Annotated in this window: 15 protein-coding genes and 1 rRNA gene; 3 read left to right on the top strand and 13 right to left on the bottom strand. The window is 52.8% G+C overall.

Annotation, left to right across the window (positions count from 1 at the left end; all coding sequences use genetic code 11):
• The 7 genes from ACKQTC_RS08800 to ACKQTC_RS08770 all read right to left on the bottom strand — a co-directional run.
• On the bottom strand, positions 1–772 hold a 772-nt coding region (locus ACKQTC_RS08800), incomplete at its 3' end, for a hypothetical protein (RefSeq protein WP_408978068.1).
• Between the two features lie 110 nt (positions 773–882).
• Positions 883–3,051, bottom strand: a complete 2,169-nt coding sequence (locus ACKQTC_RS08795) for a CehA/McbA family metallohydrolase (protein WP_408978067.1) — start codon at positions 3,049–3,051, stop codon at positions 883–885.
• A 134-nt stretch (positions 3,052–3,185) separates the two neighbouring features.
• Positions 3,186–4,487 (bottom strand): ABC transporter substrate-binding protein, encoded by a 1,302-nt coding sequence (locus ACKQTC_RS08790; RefSeq protein ID WP_408978066.1) that lies wholly within the window; start codon positions 4,485–4,487, stop codon positions 3,186–3,188.
• Positions 4,488–4,518: 31 nt separating this feature from the next.
• On the bottom strand, positions 4,519–5,403 hold the full coding sequence (locus ACKQTC_RS08785) for a carbohydrate ABC transporter permease (protein WP_408978065.1): 885 nt from the start codon (positions 5,401–5,403) through the stop codon (positions 4,519–4,521).
• 1 nt (position 5,404) lies between these two features.
• Positions 5,405–6,280 (bottom strand): carbohydrate ABC transporter permease, encoded by an 876-nt coding sequence (locus ACKQTC_RS08780; protein WP_408978064.1) that lies wholly within the window; start codon positions 6,278–6,280, stop codon positions 5,405–5,407.
• A gap of 8 nt (positions 6,281–6,288) precedes the next feature.
• A complete protein-coding gene (locus ACKQTC_RS08775) occupies positions 6,289–7,359 on the bottom strand; it encodes an ABC transporter ATP-binding protein (RefSeq protein ID WP_408978063.1) in 1,071 nt (356 codons plus the stop codon).
• 523 nt (positions 7,360–7,882) lie between these two features.
• On the bottom strand, positions 7,883–8,953 hold the full coding sequence (locus tag ACKQTC_RS08770) for a copper amine oxidase N-terminal domain-containing protein (protein ID WP_408978062.1): 1,071 nt from the start codon (positions 8,951–8,953) through the stop codon (positions 7,883–7,885).
• A 251-nt stretch (positions 8,954–9,204) separates the two neighbouring features.
• Here ACKQTC_RS08770 and ACKQTC_RS08765 point away from each other — a divergent pair, with 251 nt between their 5' ends.
• Positions 9,205–9,528: a hypothetical protein gene (locus ACKQTC_RS08765; protein WP_408978061.1), complete on the top strand. Its 324-nt coding sequence runs from the start codon at positions 9,205–9,207 to the stop codon at positions 9,526–9,528.
• 193 nt (positions 9,529–9,721) lie between these two features.
• Here the strand turns inward: ACKQTC_RS08765 and ACKQTC_RS08760 are convergent, their stop codons facing one another.
• On the bottom strand, positions 9,722–11,953 hold the full coding sequence (locus ACKQTC_RS08760) for a copper amine oxidase N-terminal domain-containing protein (protein WP_408978060.1): 2,232 nt from the start codon (positions 11,951–11,953) through the stop codon (positions 9,722–9,724).
• 536 nt (positions 11,954–12,489) lie between these two features.
• Here ACKQTC_RS08760 and ACKQTC_RS08755 point away from each other — a divergent pair.
• Positions 12,490–13,146, top strand: a complete 657-nt coding sequence (locus ACKQTC_RS08755; RefSeq protein WP_408978059.1) for a polyphosphate kinase 2 family protein — start codon at positions 12,490–12,492, stop codon at positions 13,144–13,146.
• 21 nt (positions 13,147–13,167) lie between these two features.
• Positions 13,168–13,962, top strand: coding sequence for a polyphosphate kinase 2 family protein (locus ACKQTC_RS08750; RefSeq protein WP_408978069.1), 795 nt, complete (start codon positions 13,168–13,170; stop codon positions 13,960–13,962).
• A gap of 632 nt (positions 13,963–14,594) precedes the next feature.
• On the opposite strand, the gene ACKQTC_RS08745 is transcribed toward ACKQTC_RS08750, so the two are convergent.
• The 5 genes from ACKQTC_RS08745 to ACKQTC_RS08725 all read right to left on the bottom strand — a co-directional run.
• Complete coding sequence (locus ACKQTC_RS08745; RefSeq protein WP_408978058.1) at positions 14,595–14,735, bottom strand: hypothetical protein; 141 nt, start codon at positions 14,733–14,735, stop codon at positions 14,595–14,597.
• A gap of 666 nt (positions 14,736–15,401) precedes the next feature.
• Positions 15,402–17,387 carry a sulfatase-like hydrolase/transferase gene (locus ACKQTC_RS08740; RefSeq protein ID WP_408978057.1) on the bottom strand — a complete coding sequence of 662 codons (1,986 nt, stop codon included), beginning with the start codon at positions 17,385–17,387 and terminating at the stop codon, positions 15,402–15,404.
• A 241-nt stretch (positions 17,388–17,628) separates the two neighbouring features.
• On the bottom strand, positions 17,629–18,552 hold the full coding sequence (locus tag ACKQTC_RS08735; protein ID WP_408978056.1) for a C40 family peptidase: 924 nt from the start codon (positions 18,550–18,552) through the stop codon (positions 17,629–17,631).
• 436 nt (positions 18,553–18,988) lie between these two features.
• Positions 18,989–19,381, bottom strand: a complete 393-nt coding sequence (locus ACKQTC_RS08730; RefSeq protein ID WP_408978055.1) for a type II toxin-antitoxin system HicB family antitoxin — start codon at positions 19,379–19,381, stop codon at positions 18,989–18,991.
• Between the two features lie 175 nt (positions 19,382–19,556).
• Positions 19,557–19,656: ribosomal RNA gene (locus ACKQTC_RS08725) — 16S ribosomal RNA — on the bottom strand; the annotation flags it as partial.

Genomic DNA, 19,656 nt, shown 5'->3' with positions numbered 1-19,656 from the left:
CCAGGGCGGTGGGGTTGCTGAAGTCCCCGCCGACAGGCACTTTTAGGGTTAATTCATCGACAATGGCATTGCCGGTGACATACTGGATTTCATAGTAGGCTGCCCCCTTGGCCGGGGTCAGACGAAGGGGGAAGACCTTATAGCCGGCCCGGGTTCTCAGGTCAGCTTCCGTGATGGCATAGGTGACCGCATCCCGGCGTTCCAGCCGCTTGCCATCCTTATCATAGGGGATCAGCTGGACAAAGTCCGCATCAGAGGGCTTGTAGGCCCGGTCAAAGCGGAGATTCAGGTCCTGGCTGCCCTTGTCCCGGATAATGGTGGCTTCTTCAAGTTTCATGCTTTCAGGCTTAACCTTGACGCCACCGAGGGGAACGCTCTCTTCAATTTTCTCTTCTCTATCCTTTTCTTTTACGTTAGGAGGGTTATCCGGAACGACTTCTACCAAAAGGACGTCACCGGCCCGTAAATCTTTTAAAGCATCATATTGGTCAACAGGCAATTCAATGACTGCTTCTCCAGTTCTATTAAACTGCCCAATGTCCAATTCTTTTTCAGTCCCATTGTTCATTTTCAGAGTAATACGATACAGGTCCTTTGCCTTCATCCCCTTGGTGAAGATGATGACCTTATCAGTCCCCTGGGAGAACCCGTAGATGTTCACGCTCCGGGTCTCGTCTGCCGCCTGGGCGACTTCCGGCCCCAGGACAGGACCGGCAGTGGAAAAGAGTAGGGTGAATGCCGTTAAGCCGGCAATTAATTTTTTACGCAACACGACCTTTGCCTCCTTAAAAGAATCGTCACTAATAGATGGTCCCATTATACCATAGAGCAGGCCGGGGAACAATTCGACCGGCTTACAAAAAAATGACAATTCCCGCCGGATCAAATGAGGGGGACCAGGGCGGCGAGGTTGGGCACCAGGTCATCGGCCAGGTCAACGAGGATGTCCTCGGCGCTAACCGTCCCGCTCAGGGCATAGCACCGCTGGCAGAGGGCCCCCAGCCGCATATCCCGGCAGCTGTCGCCGACAAAGACCATCTCATCTAGGGATATGCCGGCCTGGTCCCTAAAGGCCAGGAGGCCGGCGGCCCGGGGCTTGGCCGGGTACCTATCACCACTGATGACCATGTCAAAGTAGTGGTCCACGCCCAGGAGGCGGAGGGCTTCATGGGTCAGGTCAGCATCATCAGAGGTCATGACGGCCATGCGGATGCCCCGGTCTCGCAGGTGGTCCAGGAGGGGCCGGAGGCCTTCAATGGGCTGGATGCTTTCCGGATGGGCGGTCATGTAGGCCTTGTACTGGTCGTGGAGGTCGGCCGGGGAGACCGGAACCGGACTATGATCGGACAGGGCCTGGGCGATTTCAGCCAGGGTGCCGCTGGCCAGGGGGGAGTCGGGCATAACGCCGCCACCGGCCACCAGGCCGACAGCGGCCCGGCAGGCCGGGGCCTTGTCGCCGGCAACCCGGTCAATGAAGGCCTCGGTGGCCTTTTCCCAGAGGTCACTAAAGGCCATGAGGGTCCCATCCTTGTCAAAGACCACGCCCCGGACCGGCGGGTTCATCGCCTTTTCCAGGTCATGCCAGGTGTAGAGCCGCTTACCTTCTTCGGCGCTCTCCCAACGGATGGGGTTGGTCGTGGCGACGAGCTCTCCTTCGGCACTCCGCCAGTCGACCCGGACCCAGTGGCCGTCCTCAGGCAGGACCAGGGTGCTGGAGGCCCCCTCCCTTTCCGCTGCGATGACCCCATCAATGATCCACTGGTGGTAGGCCGGCTCAGGCCGGCCCGGGTCTTTTTCCACGCCGACCGGTTCATCGGCCAGGCCGCAGCAGAGGGTCACGCCGGGGGCCAGGTCCCGGCCGGTCAGGGCCGGGGGGCTGGCCTGGCTTTGGCCCTGGGCATCCTTGGTGACGGTCAGCCAGGGCCGGCCGGCCCGGGCAATGGTGGTGTGGCCGGCAGCCAGGCCCGCTTCCAGGGCCTTGAGGCTCCCGTCCCGGGCGTAGACCCAGGTGATGGGGTTGCCCAGCCGGGTCAGTTCACGGGTTTGGGGGTAGCGATCGCCCAGGGGCAGGTGGGCATCGCTCCCGCCCAGGCCGGTCAGGTCTACGCCGCCATTCCACATGGCGGACCAGGCCCGGAGGGCCTTTTCATTGGCCTTGGAGGCCGTTTTATAGGTGGGGTCGTTGATGATTTCAATATAGGCAAAGGTTTCCAGAGGGATGGCGGACAGCATCATCCGCCAGGGGGCCATAAAGGGGTGGTTGAGGCAGAGCTTGGCCCCTTGCCGGCGGACCGCCTGGTGGAGGAGGACCTCCACCTCCCCGGGACTGGCTGTCCCCAGGGGCCGGGTTTTATAAGGTGACCCCTTGCTGAAGTGGGCGTTGAAGTGGCCAAAGGCAGTGGTTACCTCCACACTGGGCAGGACCAGGACCCCCTCGTGGTCGACCCAGGCAGTGGGATAGACCGAATGGTCGGTGGCGGCGAAAAAGTCCAAGCCATAGCGACGGGCGGTCTGGACATTGTCCGCCTGGCTACTCTGGCCGTCCGAGGCCCGGGTGTGGGTGTGGAAGTCGCCGGCCAGCCAGCCGCCATGGCCCAGGGCATCTGCCCACCAGTCCAGGCCGGAGGCGCCAACGGCATCGTCCGCTTCACCCAACCAGCTGACCGCTTCCCGGGCCTCTGCCGGCCGGGTCAGGTCTTCTTCATACCGGTCCCGGTCATCATAGGCCACAGCGGTCACGGTAAAGGGGATAAAGCGGGTCGCTTCTGCCGGGTCCATCATGGGGTTAAAGAGGGTGTAGGTCCGGCCCACCAGGGGCAGGCAGTGGGGGCTGGTCAGGGCCAGGGTCGGCCCAAACCAGAGGGCGGCATCCTGGCCAAAGTGCATGAGCTGGCCCCGGAGCCGGTCCTCCTCATCGTAGAGCAAAACGTTCATCAGGGCCCGCCGGTCCGCTTCAAAGATGAGCCGAAAGCCGACGGTACCTGCCGGCAGGTCAAAGCTGACCTGTGATTCGGCATGGGTTATCTGGATTGTCTTAAAGACCTGTCCCATGGGTCTATCTCCCCTTCTCTATTTGTCGGTTTGATTATACGCCTTTCCTTGCCGGCCTGTACATAAAAAGACCCCCGGTGCCGGCACCGGGGATCCAAATAACCAGACTCGAGCCGGTTCATGCCCAGCCGGTTTTATTTGCTATTGACTTCATCCAAGGCAGCCTGGGCCTCTTTTTGCGCCGCATCTAAGGCTTCCTTAGCGGGCACGTTTTCCAGTTCCAGCTTGTCAGCAGCCTTTTTCAAGGCGTCGGTGATCTTAGACCCGGTCGGGTCGAAGAAGGCCGGGCTGGCGTGTTGGGCCTGGTTGTAAGGCACTGCTGCATAGGGGTTTTCTTCTAAGAATTTCTTGTATTCTTCTACTTCCAGGGCAGCCTTCCGTACCGGAATGTAGCCGATTTTTTGGCTCCATTTGGCGCAGACTTCCGGGCTGTTGAAGTAGGCCATCCATTCATAGGCGGCTTTTTTCTGTTCATCGGTGGCAATCTTCGGCACGACCATGTAGAGGCTGCCGGCACGCGGTTTGGGCTCATGACCGTTGAAGCCCGGTTGGACGCAGGAATCGATGATATTGAAGTCCAGGTCACCCTTGTCGCCGGAGGACCCGGTGTAACCGATGGCCACGCCATTTAAGACGTTGTCAATGGTCCGGTACCAGTATTCCCAACCCTGGCCGCCGGATTCGATTTTCATGGTCTTGTCATCAAAGATTTGCTTACGAACGAAGTCCCAGCTTTCCACCCATTCCGGGGTGTTGATGAGGACCTGCTTGCCGTCCTCAGATAAGATTTTCCCGCCGGCAGACAGGGCAATATCCATGAGGTTTTCCTGGTCCCACATGAAGAGGTGACCATACTGGGCAACGCCCTGGTCTTGGAGCTGCTTGGACGTTTCATAGACCTTTTCCCAGCTGGAGTACATATCCTTGGGGTCAACGCCGGCCTGGGAAAGGAGGTCTTTCCGGTAGTAGCAGACCTGGGTGGTCCCGTAGGCGGGCAGGGCCATGACCTTGCCATCCTGAACGGCCGGTTCCATAAAGACTTCCAGGTAGTCGTCTTTCGGGGTCCGGTCATCCATGACGTCATCCAGGGGGGCAATGATGTCCCGCTGGGCCAGTTCCTGCATGTTATCTGAAATAAAGACAGCCGGTGCCTGTTTACTGGCCAGGGCCGCCTGCACCTTTTGGAAGGTGTCGCTGTAGCTCGGCTGCTGGACCCCGGTCACCTTGACCTTGTCCTGGGAAGCGTTAAAGTCTGCAATGATCCCTTCCATGGTTTCCCCGGCCACAGAGCCCAGGCCATACCAGAACTCAATTTCTACCGGACCATCGCCGCTGGCAGCGGAGGTTTCCTCCTTGGCTGCCGGAGAACAACCGGCGGTGAAGAGCAGGGCCCCGGCCAGGGCCGTTGCCGTCAAACGTTTTACCCAACTTGTCATATTGTCAATCCTTTCCCTTTTTGCTTGGGGCTCAACCCTTGAGCCCGCTGTCACTAATCCCTTTGATGAACCACTTCTGCAATACAATAAATAATATCAACAACGGCAATACAGAAAGTGTATTGGCCGCCATGAGCCTGGGTAGGTTTTCCTTAAAGTTCCCCTGACCGGTGAAGAAGGTGTTGAGCCCCACGCTGATGAGCATCTTGCTCTTACTGGTGGTAATCAGAGAGGGCCACATGTAGTTGTTGTACATGTTGACGAAGTTAATGAGCCCTGCCGTAATCAGAGTGGACTTGGAAAAAGGCACCACCACCCGGAAGAGGAGTTGCCGCTGGCTGGCCCCTTCAATCTGGGCCGCCTGCAAAAGCTCCCGGGGGACACCCTTAAAGTTCTGCACCAAGAGGAAGATGGTAAAGACGCTGGCCAGGTTACTGACGATGAGCCCCGTTAAGGTATCCAGGAGGCCCAGGTTGGCCAGGATCACATAAGAAGGCACATAGGTGGCCGCCGTCGGCAGCATGTAAGTCAAGAGGATGGCCCCGTAAAAGAGGTTCTTGCCCGGGAACCGGTAAAAGACAATCCCGAAGGCAAAGAGGACACTCAGGAGCAACTGAACCAGGACAATAACAATGGCCGTAAAGGCTGAGTTAAATACATAGAGGTCGAAGGGGGCCATGGACAGGGCCCCGGCAAAGTTCGACAGGTTCGGCACCGTCGGTATGAGACTGGCCGGGTTGCTCATGATGTCATCGGCTGTTTTAAAGGAGTTGGAAAACATCCATAACAGGGGATAGACCATGGCAATACTGGAGATAGCCAGGCCCAAGGTCTTAGCCACCATTTGCCAATTGCGTTTTTTCCGCGGCTGCCGGGCCCTTTCGCCGACAAGCGTTTTTCCGCTGACTTGTTCCACGTTATCCCTCCATATGACTAATGCGGTTGTTGACGAGTTTCATGGCAACAGCCAGGACCGCGGTCAGGAGGACAATAATCACTGCCAAGGCCGTAGCGGTACCGACATTAAATTGTTCAAAGGCGTACTGGTAGTAAAGGTAAAGAAGGGTCCGGCTGGCCCCGGCCGGCCCGCCCTGGGTCAAGACGCTGATCTGGTCATAGGCCTGGATGGCATCAATCAGGCTGACAATGGCCAGGAAGAAGGTGGTCCCGGAGACCATGGGCAGGAGGATCCGAGTGATCTTCTGCCATTGGTTGGCCCCTTCCAGGTGGCCCACTTCATAGAGGGCCTCCGGAATTTTTGACAGGGCATCGGCGTAGAAGATCATGGCCCAGCCGGCATTCTTCCAAATGGTCACCAGCATGACCGCCGGTAGGGCCCAGGTCGAACTGGACAGCCACATAATCGGGTCAATGCCGAACTTCCCTAAGAGGACATTGATGAGCCCCTCAGGCCGGTACATCCAGCTCCAAACGATGGACATGGCCACCATAGGGGTCACCCAGGGAGAGAATAAAAAGGCCTGGAAGAGGGGCTTGCCCTTAACATTCCGGTAAAGGAGCACAGCCAGGAGAAAGCCGATGGCCAGGGTCGGGATGACCGTCCCCAGACCAAAGAAAAGAGTATTCTTCAGGGCCGAGTAAAAGGCCTGGTTAGTTAAGATATTGCTGTAGTTTTCCAGGGCCACGATGTTATAATCCGGTGAAATATAGTCCCAGTCTGTGAAACTGATATAAAGGCAGACAAAGAGGGGAATAAACCAGAAGACAATCAAAGGCAGGGCAGGCGTCAGGATATAGGCGATAAACTCGCCCGGAGACATTTTTTTATCCATAGGCCCTCCTACAAGCGTGCGCCGGTCTGTTGGTCAAAGAGGTAGAGGGCTTCCAGGGGAAAGGTCAGGTTTAACTGATCCCCTTCCTGGAAGGGCCCGTCTGCAACCCCCCGGCGGATAATCACCCGGCTCCCGTCAATATTGACATAGAGGTTGTAGTCCGCGCCCAGGAGCTCGGCCCGTTCAACAGTGGCCGCCACCCCCTGGTCAGCATGCTTGGCAAATTCAACGGTTTCCGGCCGGATGCCCACAGTGACCTGGCTGTTGCGGGCAGCCACATCATCGGTTACATCGCAGAGCCGCTGGCCATCCTTCATGTGCAGGCAGCCGTCATGGATATCCCCCTGGACAAAGTTCATGGGTGGGGTCCCGATAAAGCTGGCCACAAAGGCATTGGCCGGGTTGTTGTAGATTTCTTCCGGAGTGCCCACCTGCATGATATGCCCATCCTTTAAGACCACAATCCGGTCGCCCATGGTCATGGCCTCGATTTGGTCGTGGGTGACATAGATGGTCGTCGCCCCTACCTCCCGGTGGAGGTGGACGATTTCTTCCCGCATCTGGCCCCGGAGCTTAGCGTCTAAGTTACTCAGCGGTTCGTCCATGAGAAAGACCGGCGCCTGGTTGACAATGGCCCGGCCCAGGGCGACCCGCTGCTTTTGGCCACCGGATAAGTCGCCCGGCTTTTTGTCCAGGTAGTTATCCAGGCCCAGTATACCCGAGGCCCGACGGATTTTTTCATCCCGGGCCTGCTTGTCTTCCTTACGGATCTTTAGCCCAAAGCCGATATTGTCATAGACCGTTAAAAAGGGGAAGAGGGCATAAGATTGGAAGACCATGGCCACCTGCCGGTCCTTGGGCGGCCGGTCATTCATCCGTTCGCCGCCAATCATAAGATCCCCTTCGGTAATATCCTCCAGGCCGGCAATCATCCGCAGCGTGGTGGACTTACCACAGCCGGAAGGACCTACAAAGACGATAAATTCACCCTTCTCAATATCCAGGTTAAAATCATGGACCGTATAGTCTGCATTATTTTCGTATTTCTTGCGAATATTCTTCAGCTCAATAAAAGCCAAGGCGGCCCGCCTCCCTATTTTTGTCTTAAACATTTCAACAAGGAATATTCTAACAAGAGAATGTAAAGGGAAAGCCCTGCCAAGGTATGGTACCTGTAAATTTTCTGCACAAAAAAAGCACCTGCTAAAAAGCAGGTGCCCGGATGGCCGAATCAGTTGTCATGCCACAATCTTATGGTCAGGAGCCTTTTTTAAGGTACTTCCGATGCATGGATAGGATAAACAGTATTTCAGTTTATTTGCCTCCAATAATACATGACAAAGGTATAATCAACTATTATGGATTTTTTGACTGCTAACTTGCAACAGATACAGGTATGAGGCTCCATCATTCGCTAAAGGCGTTCTCTCTGGTGGTGCACTGACTCGGTTCTTCTTGCTTTAAGATTATCACATTGTTCAGACTAATGCAACAAGTAATTTTATTTTAGCTATATTTGTTTTTCAGGTCCGCCCTCAACATACAAAAAGGCCGGGCCCGGAAGCTGAAGGCTTCGGACCCGGTCTTTGCTGAAAACCTTATTTAGTTGTGGAAGAGTACGTTGGCCGTGCTGCCATCGGTGTTTTGGGTGAAATCAGCCACAAAGCCGAAGGGTTCAGCGGCAAAGCGGGCAGGGACCATGGTCCGGCCGGCTTGGGCAACGATGTAGGGGGCCACGTCCATGTTGTGGGCTAGCCCATTGACGGTGTAGGCCTTGTTGTCAACGGTCATTTTAACCACCTTGTCCCCCTGGGTCAGGGTGATGGACCGGCTGGCATTGTCATAGTCGACTTTCACGCCAAAGGCTTCAGCAACAGCCCGGAGGGGAACGAAGGTCCGGCTGTTATTGATGACGGCCGGGGCGTCGATTAAGACTTTTTCCCCATTGACCAGCATATCTTTGGAGTTAATGGAGAGGACCACATTTTTCTTTTCAACCGGGGCGACAGCCTTGCCAACGGTCAGGGTCTTGGTGACAGCCCGGGTCCCGTCAACAGCGGTAACGGTGATTTGGCTGCCGATGTATTTCTTATCATTTTTGACGGTAAAGCCGCCCTTTTCCCGGCCTTTTTCTTCAAGAGCATCACCGGCATAGGCAAAGGTGGCCCGGCCGGATACGTCCATGGTTTCGCCGTCTTTATTCTTCAGGTAGACCTTGGGGGCGATTTTTTCACCGGGTTCAACGGTGTCTTTGCCAAAGTCTAAGACCAGTTCGCTGGCGGCAGAGAAGTCAGCGCCAACGGGGAGTTTCTGGGTCAGGTCGGCAACGGTCTTGCCATCGCTGACATAGGAAACGGTGTAGTAGGCAGCACCCTTGACCGGATTAATGGTCAATTCCACCCCTTTTTTAGAAATCTCGGTAACGGTATAGGCAGCCTTATCCCCACCAAGGTCTAATTTAGCATCCTTGTCGGTATAGGCAGCCACTTGCAGCTCAACCTTATCAGCCTTAGCCGGGCTAAAGTCCTTATCAAAGGTAACATAAACCTTTTGGTCCTTCTTATCGCGGACCAGGCCGTCCCGGTCTAAGACCATTTTAGCCGGCCGGTTGGCCACGCCATCGACATAGACTTCAGCCTTGGCCGCCTTGTCCAGGGCCAGGGTTTCGTCCATGTCGTCATTTTTGAAGACCTTTGCCTCCCAAGGGTCACTTGTTCAAAATTGGCATAGGTCACCGGGGCGTCTTTTTCATTCTTGATTTGGCTGGATTCAGACTGGCTAGAACCGGCCATCTTATAGAGAATAGTGACAAGGGATCCTTGTCTTCAATGCAGGTAAGGAATATGATATAAATATATCCATCAGCAAAGCCCTAAAAGTCTCCGCTAGCAAGGGCTGTAACTAATACTTAAGAGGTGATAATCGTGACCAGCAAAAGCTTTCTTGAGGAAATCTTAATTGAAGATGAGGAAGGCGTTAGAAAGTTTGTAGAAGCCCTCGAGGCTTCCCAAGAAGCAGGGAAAAATAGCCACCCGCCTAGTCTTGCGGTAAAAGAAATAGGCCCTGATGCCATTAGAGATTTATGGCCGGAAAAGGCGCAGGTTTTTGAAGCAAAGGCCCTTGAGCAAGGCTTAGAAAGCCTGGCCAAAGACCAGCTATTAGAGGGCGAAAAGTTCTTAGCCCGCTTAAAGAAGAAGTATGCCTGCACCGCCAAAGACGAACCAGAGTCCCAGGAGGATAGGATTTAATAACCCCGCTTATCTATGAAACGATGAGCGAATACCGAATGAGGCTAAGAAAAGCAGACAGGTCCATTATCCAGGCTTTAAAAGAATAAGCCAGCTGTACAGAACCGGCTGGCTTATTCTTATGCGCCCAAATAAGGGCAGAAAAAAAAGCAAGCAGCCGGAGCTGCTTGCTTCAAATTTCAGTGACCTGAAATTATTTGATGAATACAACGCTAGCGGTGGTGCCATCGGTGTTGTAGGTCGGGGTGACGGTGAAACCGAGGCCTTCAGCTGCGAAACGGACAGGGATCATGGTGCGGCTATCGCCATTGATGTACGGAGCTACGTCCATGGTCATTTCTTTGTCGTTTACTTTGTATTCTTTTTTGTCAACGGTCATGACAATTTTCTTACCGTCTAATTCAGTGGTGACAGTTTTGTCTTTTTCGTTCCAGTCAACTTTAGCACCGAAAGCTTCAGCTAAGGCACGGAAAGGAACGAAGGTGCGTTCGTTTTTGATGATAGCAGCAGTATCGATGGCAACAACGTTGTTGTCAACGATAACGTCTTTGCTGCCGATGGTCATAACAACAGCACGGCCAACGTTGGAAACATCTTTACCGAAGGTGTAGGTCAGGTTGCCTGCATAGAATTTACCGTATTGATTGCTAACATATACAGCGATATCAGCGGTAACCGGTTTGTCAGAGGTCAGACTTAAGGTACCAATCCCTTTTTCTTTTAAGTCACCGTATGCGGTAACAGAAGCAGAGACCTTAGCGGTATCGTCGCTAACTTTTTCGATAACAACAGCGGAGTTCTCGTAATTACCACCGAGGCTAACGGTTTTGCCATCGCCATCGACGAGTTGGAAGTCTACTTTGTTATTAGCACCAACAACACCCTTGTTGCTGGCAAACTTCATGCTACGACCGTCTTGAGCAACGGTCAGATTAGCTTTAGCCACTAAACCTTCACGTTCTGCAACAGCAGTCACGACAATTTTAGAACCGAGATATTTTTCATCACCTTTAACTTTAAAGCTACCATCTTCGGTTTTAAAGTCCTCAACAGCATATCCGGCATACCCTAAGGATACACGTTTAGCAGCTTTCTTTTGAACACCGTTTTCGTCAACAAAAACGATATCCGGAGCTTTAACATTTTTATCGCCTAATTGAACGGTTTCAGTATTATAGTCGATTTTCAGTTCTTTAGCAGTACCAAATTTAGCGATTTCAAAGCTAGCAACCGCTTTTTTCCCATTTTTCAGGGCTACTTGAACGGTGTATTTACCTACCTTAAGTTCTTTATTAGCAACTAAGGTAAAGTAATCTTTTCCGTCAACCTTTTTCAGGTAGAAGTCCTTGTCATCCACTTTCATGTTGGACGGTTTATCAAGGACTTTTACATAAGGGGTATCACTGTTTTGTTTTACAAAAGCAGGTTCATCAGCCGGAGTATCCTGAATCACGTTACCGTTAATATCTTTAACGATGAATTGAACAAAGTCTTCCATGCCTTTAGTTCTGAAATCAGCATCCCAAGCAAAAGCTTTGGCAGCTGTTTTAGAAGTTTCGATGGTGGAAGCAACAGATTCAGATACAATTACCTTATTTAAGGTCCCTTCTACATCGCCAACAGCAATGTAGAGTTTGTAGGTGCCATATACATCCCCAGTTAATTTGACTTCAGCTTCGCCTTTGTAGCTGATTTTTTCACTGGTGGTGTTGAGTTTTAAGTTAGCAGAGTTGGTGTCAAAGCGAACTTCAGTATTTCTGTCTGCAGCAATGGTTTTTTCTTTATCTTTCCAAGCTTTAACCACTAACTTGGTTGGAGTTAAACCGTTAGCATTGACAGTAATTTCTTTGTTGCTTACAGATTCATCAGCATTAAACTCAGCCAATAAAGCCCCATTGTCATTATACACAGCAAAGGCTTTAATTACATTGGAAGATTCCACGGTTACTTTAGCTGCTTCATTGGTGCTAATCCGATATTGAGCTAAGTCAGAAACTTTTTCTAAACCAGCTAATTTATCGGTCGGAACGATAGCAGCGTTTAATTGGTAAGAACCGGATTTGTTGAATTTAGCCTTTACAGCATTTAGGCCGTCTTTAACCTCTGTAATTTTATAAACGCCTGTAATGTTATCATTAGCCTTTTCTGCACCGGTAAATTCTACGGTATCATTAGCAGAAGTCGTAGAGCCGGCCCATACAACGATATCATAACCGGCAACTGTGGCATCTGCACCTGCAGCAGCCTTTAAGCCTACGCGAACTTCAGTGGAACCGCCAACATCTACAGTGCTGTCTTCAACTTCAACAAAAGAAGCGTCTTTTGCAGGAGTCGTATCAGCAGCAAAAACGGCTGCCGGTACTAAGGTGAGCAGGAAAGACAGGATAGTCAGTAGGCTGACTACTTTTTTAGTTGTCTTTTTCAATATATTTCCCTCCCAAATATGATATGCAGGTAATCCCCACCTGCAGGGGTTGCAGTCTAACCCTCTGCGTCGGGTGCGCTGGGCTTACATGAGGACTCGCCGCCTCAAAGCCAACAAGTATCATCCACGCCGTCTTGCGACGTTGCCGTCTACAATATGTAGTGGCGGCGAAAGAGTTATGCTGTGGCCAAACTCCCCCTTTCGACGTTTTTTTGCTATGGATCATACTGGTGCCGGATTTTCCGGCTGAACCTTATAAAACATACATACCCCCGGCTGCTGCCGGCGAAACGGATGGTTGGTCGTTATGCCGGTGACAGGCAGGCCAAAAAGGGCCTGATGAATAGGGTTCGAACTTATTATATCAACGGTGATTTGTAAAATCAAGCTAGGGGCCGGGTTTTTCCGGGCTTTGTAGCTATTTTGTCAATATTTGCTTCTTTTTTGCATGAAAGGGCCGGGGCTGAGGTATGTGGAGGGTAAGACCGGACCCGGCGGAGCCGGGCCGGATCATGGCCGAAAAGGAGGGCTATATAATGATAGAAAAGATTCAATTAGACGGGGTGGGCCCGGAAGGATTGGCCAAGGATGAGGCTTCTTTGGAAGACTTGGGCGAAGAGTTAGCGGTCCTCCAGCGGGCCATTTCGGCGAGCAAGCGTTCGGCCCTGGTGATTATTGACGGCTGGGAGTGTGTGGGCAAGGGCAAGCTCCTCTCCCGGCTGGTCCGGGACTTGGACCCCAAGCACTACCGGGTGGAGCTTTTTGAGGCGCCAACCAGCCGGGAACGGGCCCATACCTTTCTCTGGCGGTATATGCGGGCGGCGCCGGACCGGGGCGAGCTGGTCTTTTTTGACCGGAGCCAGTATTATGAGATGCTCCGGGCCCTGGAGGAGGATGCGGCCACTTATGAAGGCTACCTGGCGGATATCCGCTTTTTTGAGCGGCTCCTGGTCCGGGACGGGACGCTTATTATGAAGTTTTTCCTCCACCAGACCCGGGCGGACCTGGCCAAGCGGGTGGCCAAAAGGCGGGACCAGCTGGCGGCAGAGACGACTCCGGCGGCCCGGCAGGAGCTGGTGACCAATGCCCTGCCCCTGGCCTATTATGAGGACCACCTGGCCCATTATGACCGAGTCCTGTCGGCGACGAATTTTGACTGGGCGCCCTGGCAGGTCTTAAACACCCGCCACTAGAAGCGGGCGGCCAAGGCGGCCCTGCGGGAGATTATCAGGGCTCTAAAGGCCCACCTGGCCCAGCCGGACCCGGCGGATGACCCCCTGCCGGCCGGGAATTATCCACCCCTGGACCCGGTAAAGCCCAAGGCGCCTGAGGACCTGGCCCCCTTGCAGAAGGACCTGGGCCGGCTCTTAAAGGCCCTACACCGGCGGCAGATACCGGTGGTGATTGTCTTTGAGGGGACGGATACGGCCGGTAAGGGGGGCACCATCCGCCGGGTGACCCGGCAGATGGACCCCCGGGGCTTTCATGTGGCAACGGTGGCGGCCCCTTCCCAGGCGGACCTGGACCGGCACTACCTGGGTCGCTTTTACCGGGACTTCCCGGAAAAGGGACACCTGACCATCTTTGACCGGTCCTACTATGGCCGGGTCCTGGTGGAGCGGGTCGAGGGCCTGACGCCGACCGAACGGATCAGCGAGGCGTATGATGAGATTGTAGCCATGGAGGAAAGCCTGGTCCGGGGGCAGGTGCTGGTGCTGAAGTTTTTGCTGGTTATTGATAAGGCGGTCCAGAATGACCGGCTCATTGACCGGGCCAAGGACCCGGACAAGCGCTACAAGCTGACCGATGAGGACTGGCGCAACTACAATAAGTACGAGGCCTACACCGAGGCCATGGCGGAAATGGTGGCCCGGACAAGCAAGGCGGTGCCCTGGCAGGTGGTGGATGCCAACAGCAAGCCCGAGGCCCGCTACCACATCCTCAAGGCCGTCCGGGATGCCCTGGAAGAGGCCCTGGCGGAAAGTGAGGACGGCTGCATCTGCGACTAAGGCAGCAGGCGGGTCGGGCGGGCTGGCCATGTAAAAGGCCCGGCAGGCCTAACCTGTCAACCTGCCGGACCGATGGCTGCCGCGACAAGCGGGCCGGCGATATCAAAGAAGAAAGCCCACCGATTGCTCGGTAGGCTTTCTTCTAAATGAAACCATGATGATTCCAGTGTTCCAAGGCAATTATACCCCTGGGATGGATTTCAGCAAGGCTTAATGTAACCCATTCGGGTATTTTTTATCCGCTGCAGGCTCCCGCCAGCGTCAGGGGCGGCGGCCTAGCGAAAGCTAAAGGCCAGAAAAAAACCACCGACTCCCCTCGGTGGTTTTTTTACTTACATGTCGTCATTTCATTTTGCCTAGTTTTAGTATCCCAGTGGCAGCCTTTAACTTGATCAAGTTGACAAGAACATCTGTTTAGTCCGGTTTTCATATGCTATACTTGCGTCAAGGACTTCCAATCCCCAGCTGTTTTTACAGCGGAGGGGAGGTGAACCTAATGGTAATAAATTTTTCTCCTAGGTCTATTATACCTGCTTGCCTATTTTTTTGCAAGGGCTTGATGACCTTATGCCGGTCAAGCGGCTTCATGCAGGCTCATCTAGGACTGAACGACAGATCTTTGGCCGGAGGAGTCATTTAGCCAGGGCTTGGTAAGCCCTTTTGTTCTTTTGCATGAGCCGCTTGGAATGAAGGGCCAAAGTTTGATTATCAATCATGCGGGTTTTAGCGGCCTTGTGACCGGCTTCGGTCCTGGAGGACCTCTTCTTTTTCACGGGATGACCTCCTATATAGAGAGGATATTCATAAGTATGCAAGGCTTGTCTATTTTTGTTAAATAGTGTGCTATACTATCTTCGTTGTTATCTCTCCAATCTGACAACAGGTGGGAGGTGTGCCCTATGTATATGATCGCTTCTTTTTTCCTTTCCGTCACGGCAGGTATCCTTTACCGCTATATCTGCAGGCGGCTAGACGGAAAGAGCGATAACAACCGGCCCACAAAAAGAACCACCGATTTGCTCGGTGGTTCTTTTTGTGCACATATGTTGATCACTTCTTTTTCCCTAGCTTTAGTATAGCACTTAGGGTTTTATGTAGCAAGGGCCTCCCATTTTCCCTACGCGTATTCAAAAGCCCCGGCAATAACACTTACTTAGCAAGGCCTTTTTACTGAAGTCATCAACACCCGGACGCCTCGTTTAAGCATTCTATTTAGAAATAATTCCATTTCGGAACTTTTCCTAAATAGGACTTGATTGCCATTGAATGGACCCCTGAAACAGGTTAAACCTCTAGATGGAGGGGCCGCTTTTCTCCTATAGCAAGTCCTGGCAAGTGCCCTCTAACCCTATTCTACAGGCAGCTAGACGGAAGGAAGGATAAGAACCGGGCCACAAAAAAACCACCGATTTGCTCGGTGGTTTTTGCTTAATAAGGGTTTAGCGGCCTTTGGACTGGCCGGTTTGGGCCCGGGTGGCGGCGTTTTCGGAGGAGTCGGGATCGGCGCCGGCAGGGGAGTTGCTTTCGTATTTATCAACATTAGCCCGTTCGTCGATTTGGTCGGCGGGCTCGTATTTTTGCCGCTTGTGGAAGATGTCGATATCCACGACATTATCCAGAATGGACTTGATTTCCTGGGGGTAGATGACGGAGGGTTGACCGTCGACGACCCAGAAGTCCCGTTTTTGGCAGGTGACCCGGTTGCCCATGTCCTGCATGAAGGCCTGGTAGGCATTGCCGTGCCAGCCGAGTTCTTTGAAGAGGACGTTGGAGATGAGCTGTTCGGGGTCGATGGTGGGGCCTTGACCGGTGAAGCTGGTGTTGAACATGGCCTTGGCCTTGTTATTGCCGTAAATCAGGTAGGGGGTGGCGTAGTTGTTGAGTTTGGCCTGGACGGTGCCATCGGGGGCTTTGAGGCCCAGGATATCATAGCCACCTTCTTCCATTCGGGGGCTATGGTCGCCGAAGGCCAGGACGATGACGGGCTCGTCATCGTTTTCCAGGCTATTGATGAGGTCGGTCAGGGCGGTGGCGGTTTGGTTGACGTCGGTAAAGTAGTTGTTGAGCATGACGTAGGCCGGCCGCCGCATGCCTTCCTGGTAGGGGAACCATTCTTTATCCTTGATGCTGACGCAATTATAGGGGCCATGGCCCTGCATGGTGGCAGCATAAAGGAAGGTGGGGCCTTGGGCCTTGTAGCGGTCCAGCTGGGCTTTGATGTCCGGCATGAGGACGCTATCGGGCATGTATTCACTCAGGTTGTTTTTAAAATGGTTCTGGGTGTAGAGAAAGTTCTGGAAGCCCAGGTTGGGGTTGCGGTCAAAGCGGGAGTAGAAGTAGCCGTCGTTGGGGTGCATGGCGACGGTGGTGTAACCGTTTTCCAGGAAGTAGCGGACGTTGGACGGGCCGGGGCGGTTGATGTAATTGTGCCGCTTGTAGAGGCCGGTCAGGACGCCGGTTTCAATATTAATGGTACCGCCACCGTAGACATCGCTAATCATTTCCCCGGAGATGCACCGGTCTTGCAGGGCATGGAGGGGGTCATAGGGGTTGCCATCCGGGAATTGCAGGGTGGAGGGCTTGGCGGTATCGGAAAAGTCCATGTAGCTTTCTAAAAGGATGGTGATGATGTGTACTTTTTGGTCTTTGGGGATGGGTTCGGACCCGTATTTTTCAGCCAGGGCCTGGCCGTTGGTCGGGTTGTAGCCGGCTTCGTCATTGCCCAGGGCAAACTTGGTATTGTAGCTCATGGAGTAGACAACACCATTGGCCTGGTAACGGTCGGAATGGAGCCGGTAGGTGATGCCGGTGCTGTCGCACCATTGTTTCTGGTTTTTCAGGTACTGGCTCTTGTAGAGGGGGGTGCTGGCATAGACGGCTGTGCCGGTGCCGGCGCCAATGGCCACAATAAGGAGGGCGGCCAGAAGCCGAGACAGGGGGTGAAAATGGGTTTTCGGCATGAGCCGGGCAAAAAGGCCCAGGGCCAGGATGCCGGCCAGGGCGTAAAAGGCCAGGCTGATGTCCAGCTCACTGAGGTAGTGGGGGAGGATTTTCAGCATGGGGATGGCCAGGGCCAGGTCATCGGGCTTGAGGGCGGCATGGCGCCAGTTGATCATAGCCATGTTGCCGACAGCGATACCCAGCCAGAAGAGGCCGGATAGGAAAACAGAGACCCGCAGGCTCTGAACGATGAGGCCAATCAGGAGGATGCAGGCATAAATAGGTAAAAAGTTCAGTAATAGGGTTAAGGGATTAGTAAAATAGCTGGTGAACAGGCCGGTGGCATATCCCCAGGATCCGATAAAGAGGACAACAAGGGTGAGGACAGCTGCCGCCAGGGCACCGCTGCTAAGGAACTTGGCTACATCACGTGTAAAAATCCGCCCACGCAGGCGCACCGCCAAGGCCTTGAGTTTTTCTTTCATAATAAAGGGCCTCCTTGGTCAATTTCCTTCTAAGTTAAGGTATGTTTTATGTAAAGAATCTCTAATGAATGGTCTAATAGTACCACAGGTCACCTTGATTTGCACGCCATCCGGCCTTATTTTACAACTATTTAACAAGTGGGCACTATTTTAGCTACATTTCCCTGAGAGGGCAAAAAAAGCACCTTCTCATTAAGAGAAGGCGCTTAAATGCTTGCTATTAAATGTAGGCTAAATAAGCTTATACGCGACCTGCACCGGTGAAGGGGAAGCCGGTATAAGTACCGACGGAAACGCTCTGACCGGGGGCCGGTGCGTGAATGTACTTGCCATCACCGATATAGATGCCAACGTGGTAGGCCGGGGCTCCCCAGAAAACCAGGTCGCCGGGTTGTAAGTCATTGAAGGCCACCGGTTTGGCAAAGCTTTGTTGGGCTGCTGCCGTCCGGGGCAGGGACTTACCGTTTTGGGCGAAAACATAGCTGGTTAAGCCGGAGCAGTCAAAGCCGGCCGGGCTCATGCCGCCCCATACATAGGGGACACCCATGTAGGCTTGGGCAGAAGCGATGACGGTGTTGCCGTTGACGCTTTGGGCAGCATTGGTGCTGACCGGGGCAACAGGCGTATAGGTATAGGCGGGGATAATGCCACGCCAAAAAGGATTATTGTTCTTATAGCCTTGGGGGGTTTGGACCCAGGCGGGTTTTTGGTCAACAAAGGCGACCACATTGGCGCCGGAAACCGCAACGGTCCGGTTGGTTAAGGTTTGCAGGAAGGCCATGGGGATATAATTAGTCCCGTTGAATTGGGCCAATTGATACCAGGGGCCATTGGCAGAAACGCCAACGTATTTTTTGTTATCAGCGCTGTAGGTATAGAGCTCATAAGCGTTTTGACCGCTGACGAGTTTAATTTTATTGGCTTGGTTATCAGGATTGAGGACCACTTCTACGCCCAGGTTTTTAAAAATAGAATTGATGGGCATATACATAAGGCCTTCTTGATTGACAATAGGTTGGTCAACCGTGACTTGGTGCCAGTCGTTTTGTTGCGGAGATGCGACATAGTATACCGGATCTGCTGCTTGAGCAGGTTGCGCACCTAAACCGACGGCTGCTACCGTAGCGAGGGCCAAGGTGACCGCGCATAGTGTCTTCTTTATCAAAACTACACTTCCTTTCTAACACGCTGTAAATCATAGCACAGGGGGAACCGGCTTTCAATCATTTGTAGACAACTGTCATTCTATTGTTACCAATGTTTTTTTGACGGCCTGCAAGATTAATACAAGTATATTCCCTCAACGGCGGGATTTCCTGGGAGGGGGGTTGTAATAGTTACAAGGGGTTGGGTACTTGTGTTCTCATTTTTTAGGGGCTTTTTCAGCCTTTACCCAGGCAAAAGTGACAAGCACTTTTATTCATTCATTGTTATTTGCTGTGGAATAGCCCCCTTTTTGTTCCGGCTTTTATCTGCTTTAGGTGGAAATTTTACCGACTAAGGGACAAAACACGAAAAAAGCCCAGCCGGACGGTCCGGTTGGGCTTATTTAGCAGGAAATGTTCGATTGAGATGATTGATCTTAAAAATATGGCCAGCCTTTATTGGTAAAGCTTATTAATCAGGGCCTCTTGGAGCGTTTGAGAAAAGTTAATGTTATTTTGCTCCGCCTTCTTATTTAACCAACTGGGAATGGTCAAGGTTTTTTTCACCGGACGGCTATTTGTTGCCCGCCGGTATGAGATGGTATCTATAGCGACCAGGCTTTTCACTTGACCCGGTCCAATCTCTAAGCAATTGATATCTGAAGACGGCGGAATGGGCACATTGTGATCCTCCAAATCAATGACGCTAAGGTTAATGTAATCTTGAGCCATCTCCAGGCAGTCATTCAAGTCCTTTCCCTGAGTAAAGCCGCCGAAATCGGGTATTTCAACAAAATGATAGCCCGTTTGGTCCGCTTGATGGATGATGATTGGGTATGTTGCTTTCATATGTCAACCTTTAAAAATCCCTTATTGTGAAAGACCGGCCCGGAGCACAGCTTTCGTATCAATAAAAGGCAAATAAAAAACGCATGAGCGGATGCTCATGCGCTTAATAAACTAAACAGGCCAAACAAGGTAAATATCATTTTTGTAACGGTTCTCCGTTACAGGTTTTCCTTAGAAAGGAGGTGATCCAGCCGCACCTTCCGATACGGCTACCTTGTTACGACTTCACCCCAATCATCGATCCCACCGTGGGCGGCTTCCTCCATAAAGGTTAA

It is taken from the genome of Peptococcus simiae (genome assembly GCF_046097595.1).
In the GTDB taxonomy this organism is placed as follows: domain Bacteria; phylum Bacillota; class Peptococcia; order Peptococcales; family Peptococcaceae; genus Peptococcus; species Peptococcus simiae.
Note: the sequence above shows the minus strand (reverse complement) of the source record. Positions and strands in the feature narration are given on the sequence as shown.

Excerpts from the sequence above, each read along its gene's own strand:
- ACKQTC_RS08795 (WP_408978067.1), bottom strand. The coding sequence starts at position 3,051 with ATGGGACAGGTCTTTAAGACAATCCAGATAACCCATGCCGAATCACAG.
- ACKQTC_RS08790 (WP_408978066.1), bottom strand. The coding sequence starts at position 4,487 with ATGACAAGTTGGGTAAAACGTTTGACGGCAACGGCCCTGGCCGGGGCC.
- ACKQTC_RS08780 (WP_408978064.1), bottom strand. The coding sequence starts at position 6,280 with ATGGATAAAAAAATGTCTCCGGGCGAGTTTATCGCCTATATCCTGACG.
- ACKQTC_RS08770 (WP_408978062.1), bottom strand. The coding sequence starts at position 8,953 with ATGGACGAAACCCTGGCCCTGGACAAGGCGGCCAAGGCTGAAGTCTAT.
- ACKQTC_RS08755 (WP_408978059.1), top strand. The coding sequence starts at position 12,490 with ATGATAGAAAAGATTCAATTAGACGGGGTGGGCCCGGAAGGATTGGCC.
- ACKQTC_RS08740 (WP_408978057.1), bottom strand. The coding sequence starts at position 17,387 with ATGAAAGAAAAACTCAAGGCCTTGGCGGTGCGCCTGCGTGGGCGGATT.
- ACKQTC_RS08730 (WP_408978055.1), bottom strand. The coding sequence starts at position 19,381 with ATGAAAGCAACATACCCAATCATCATCCATCAAGCGGACCAAACGGGC.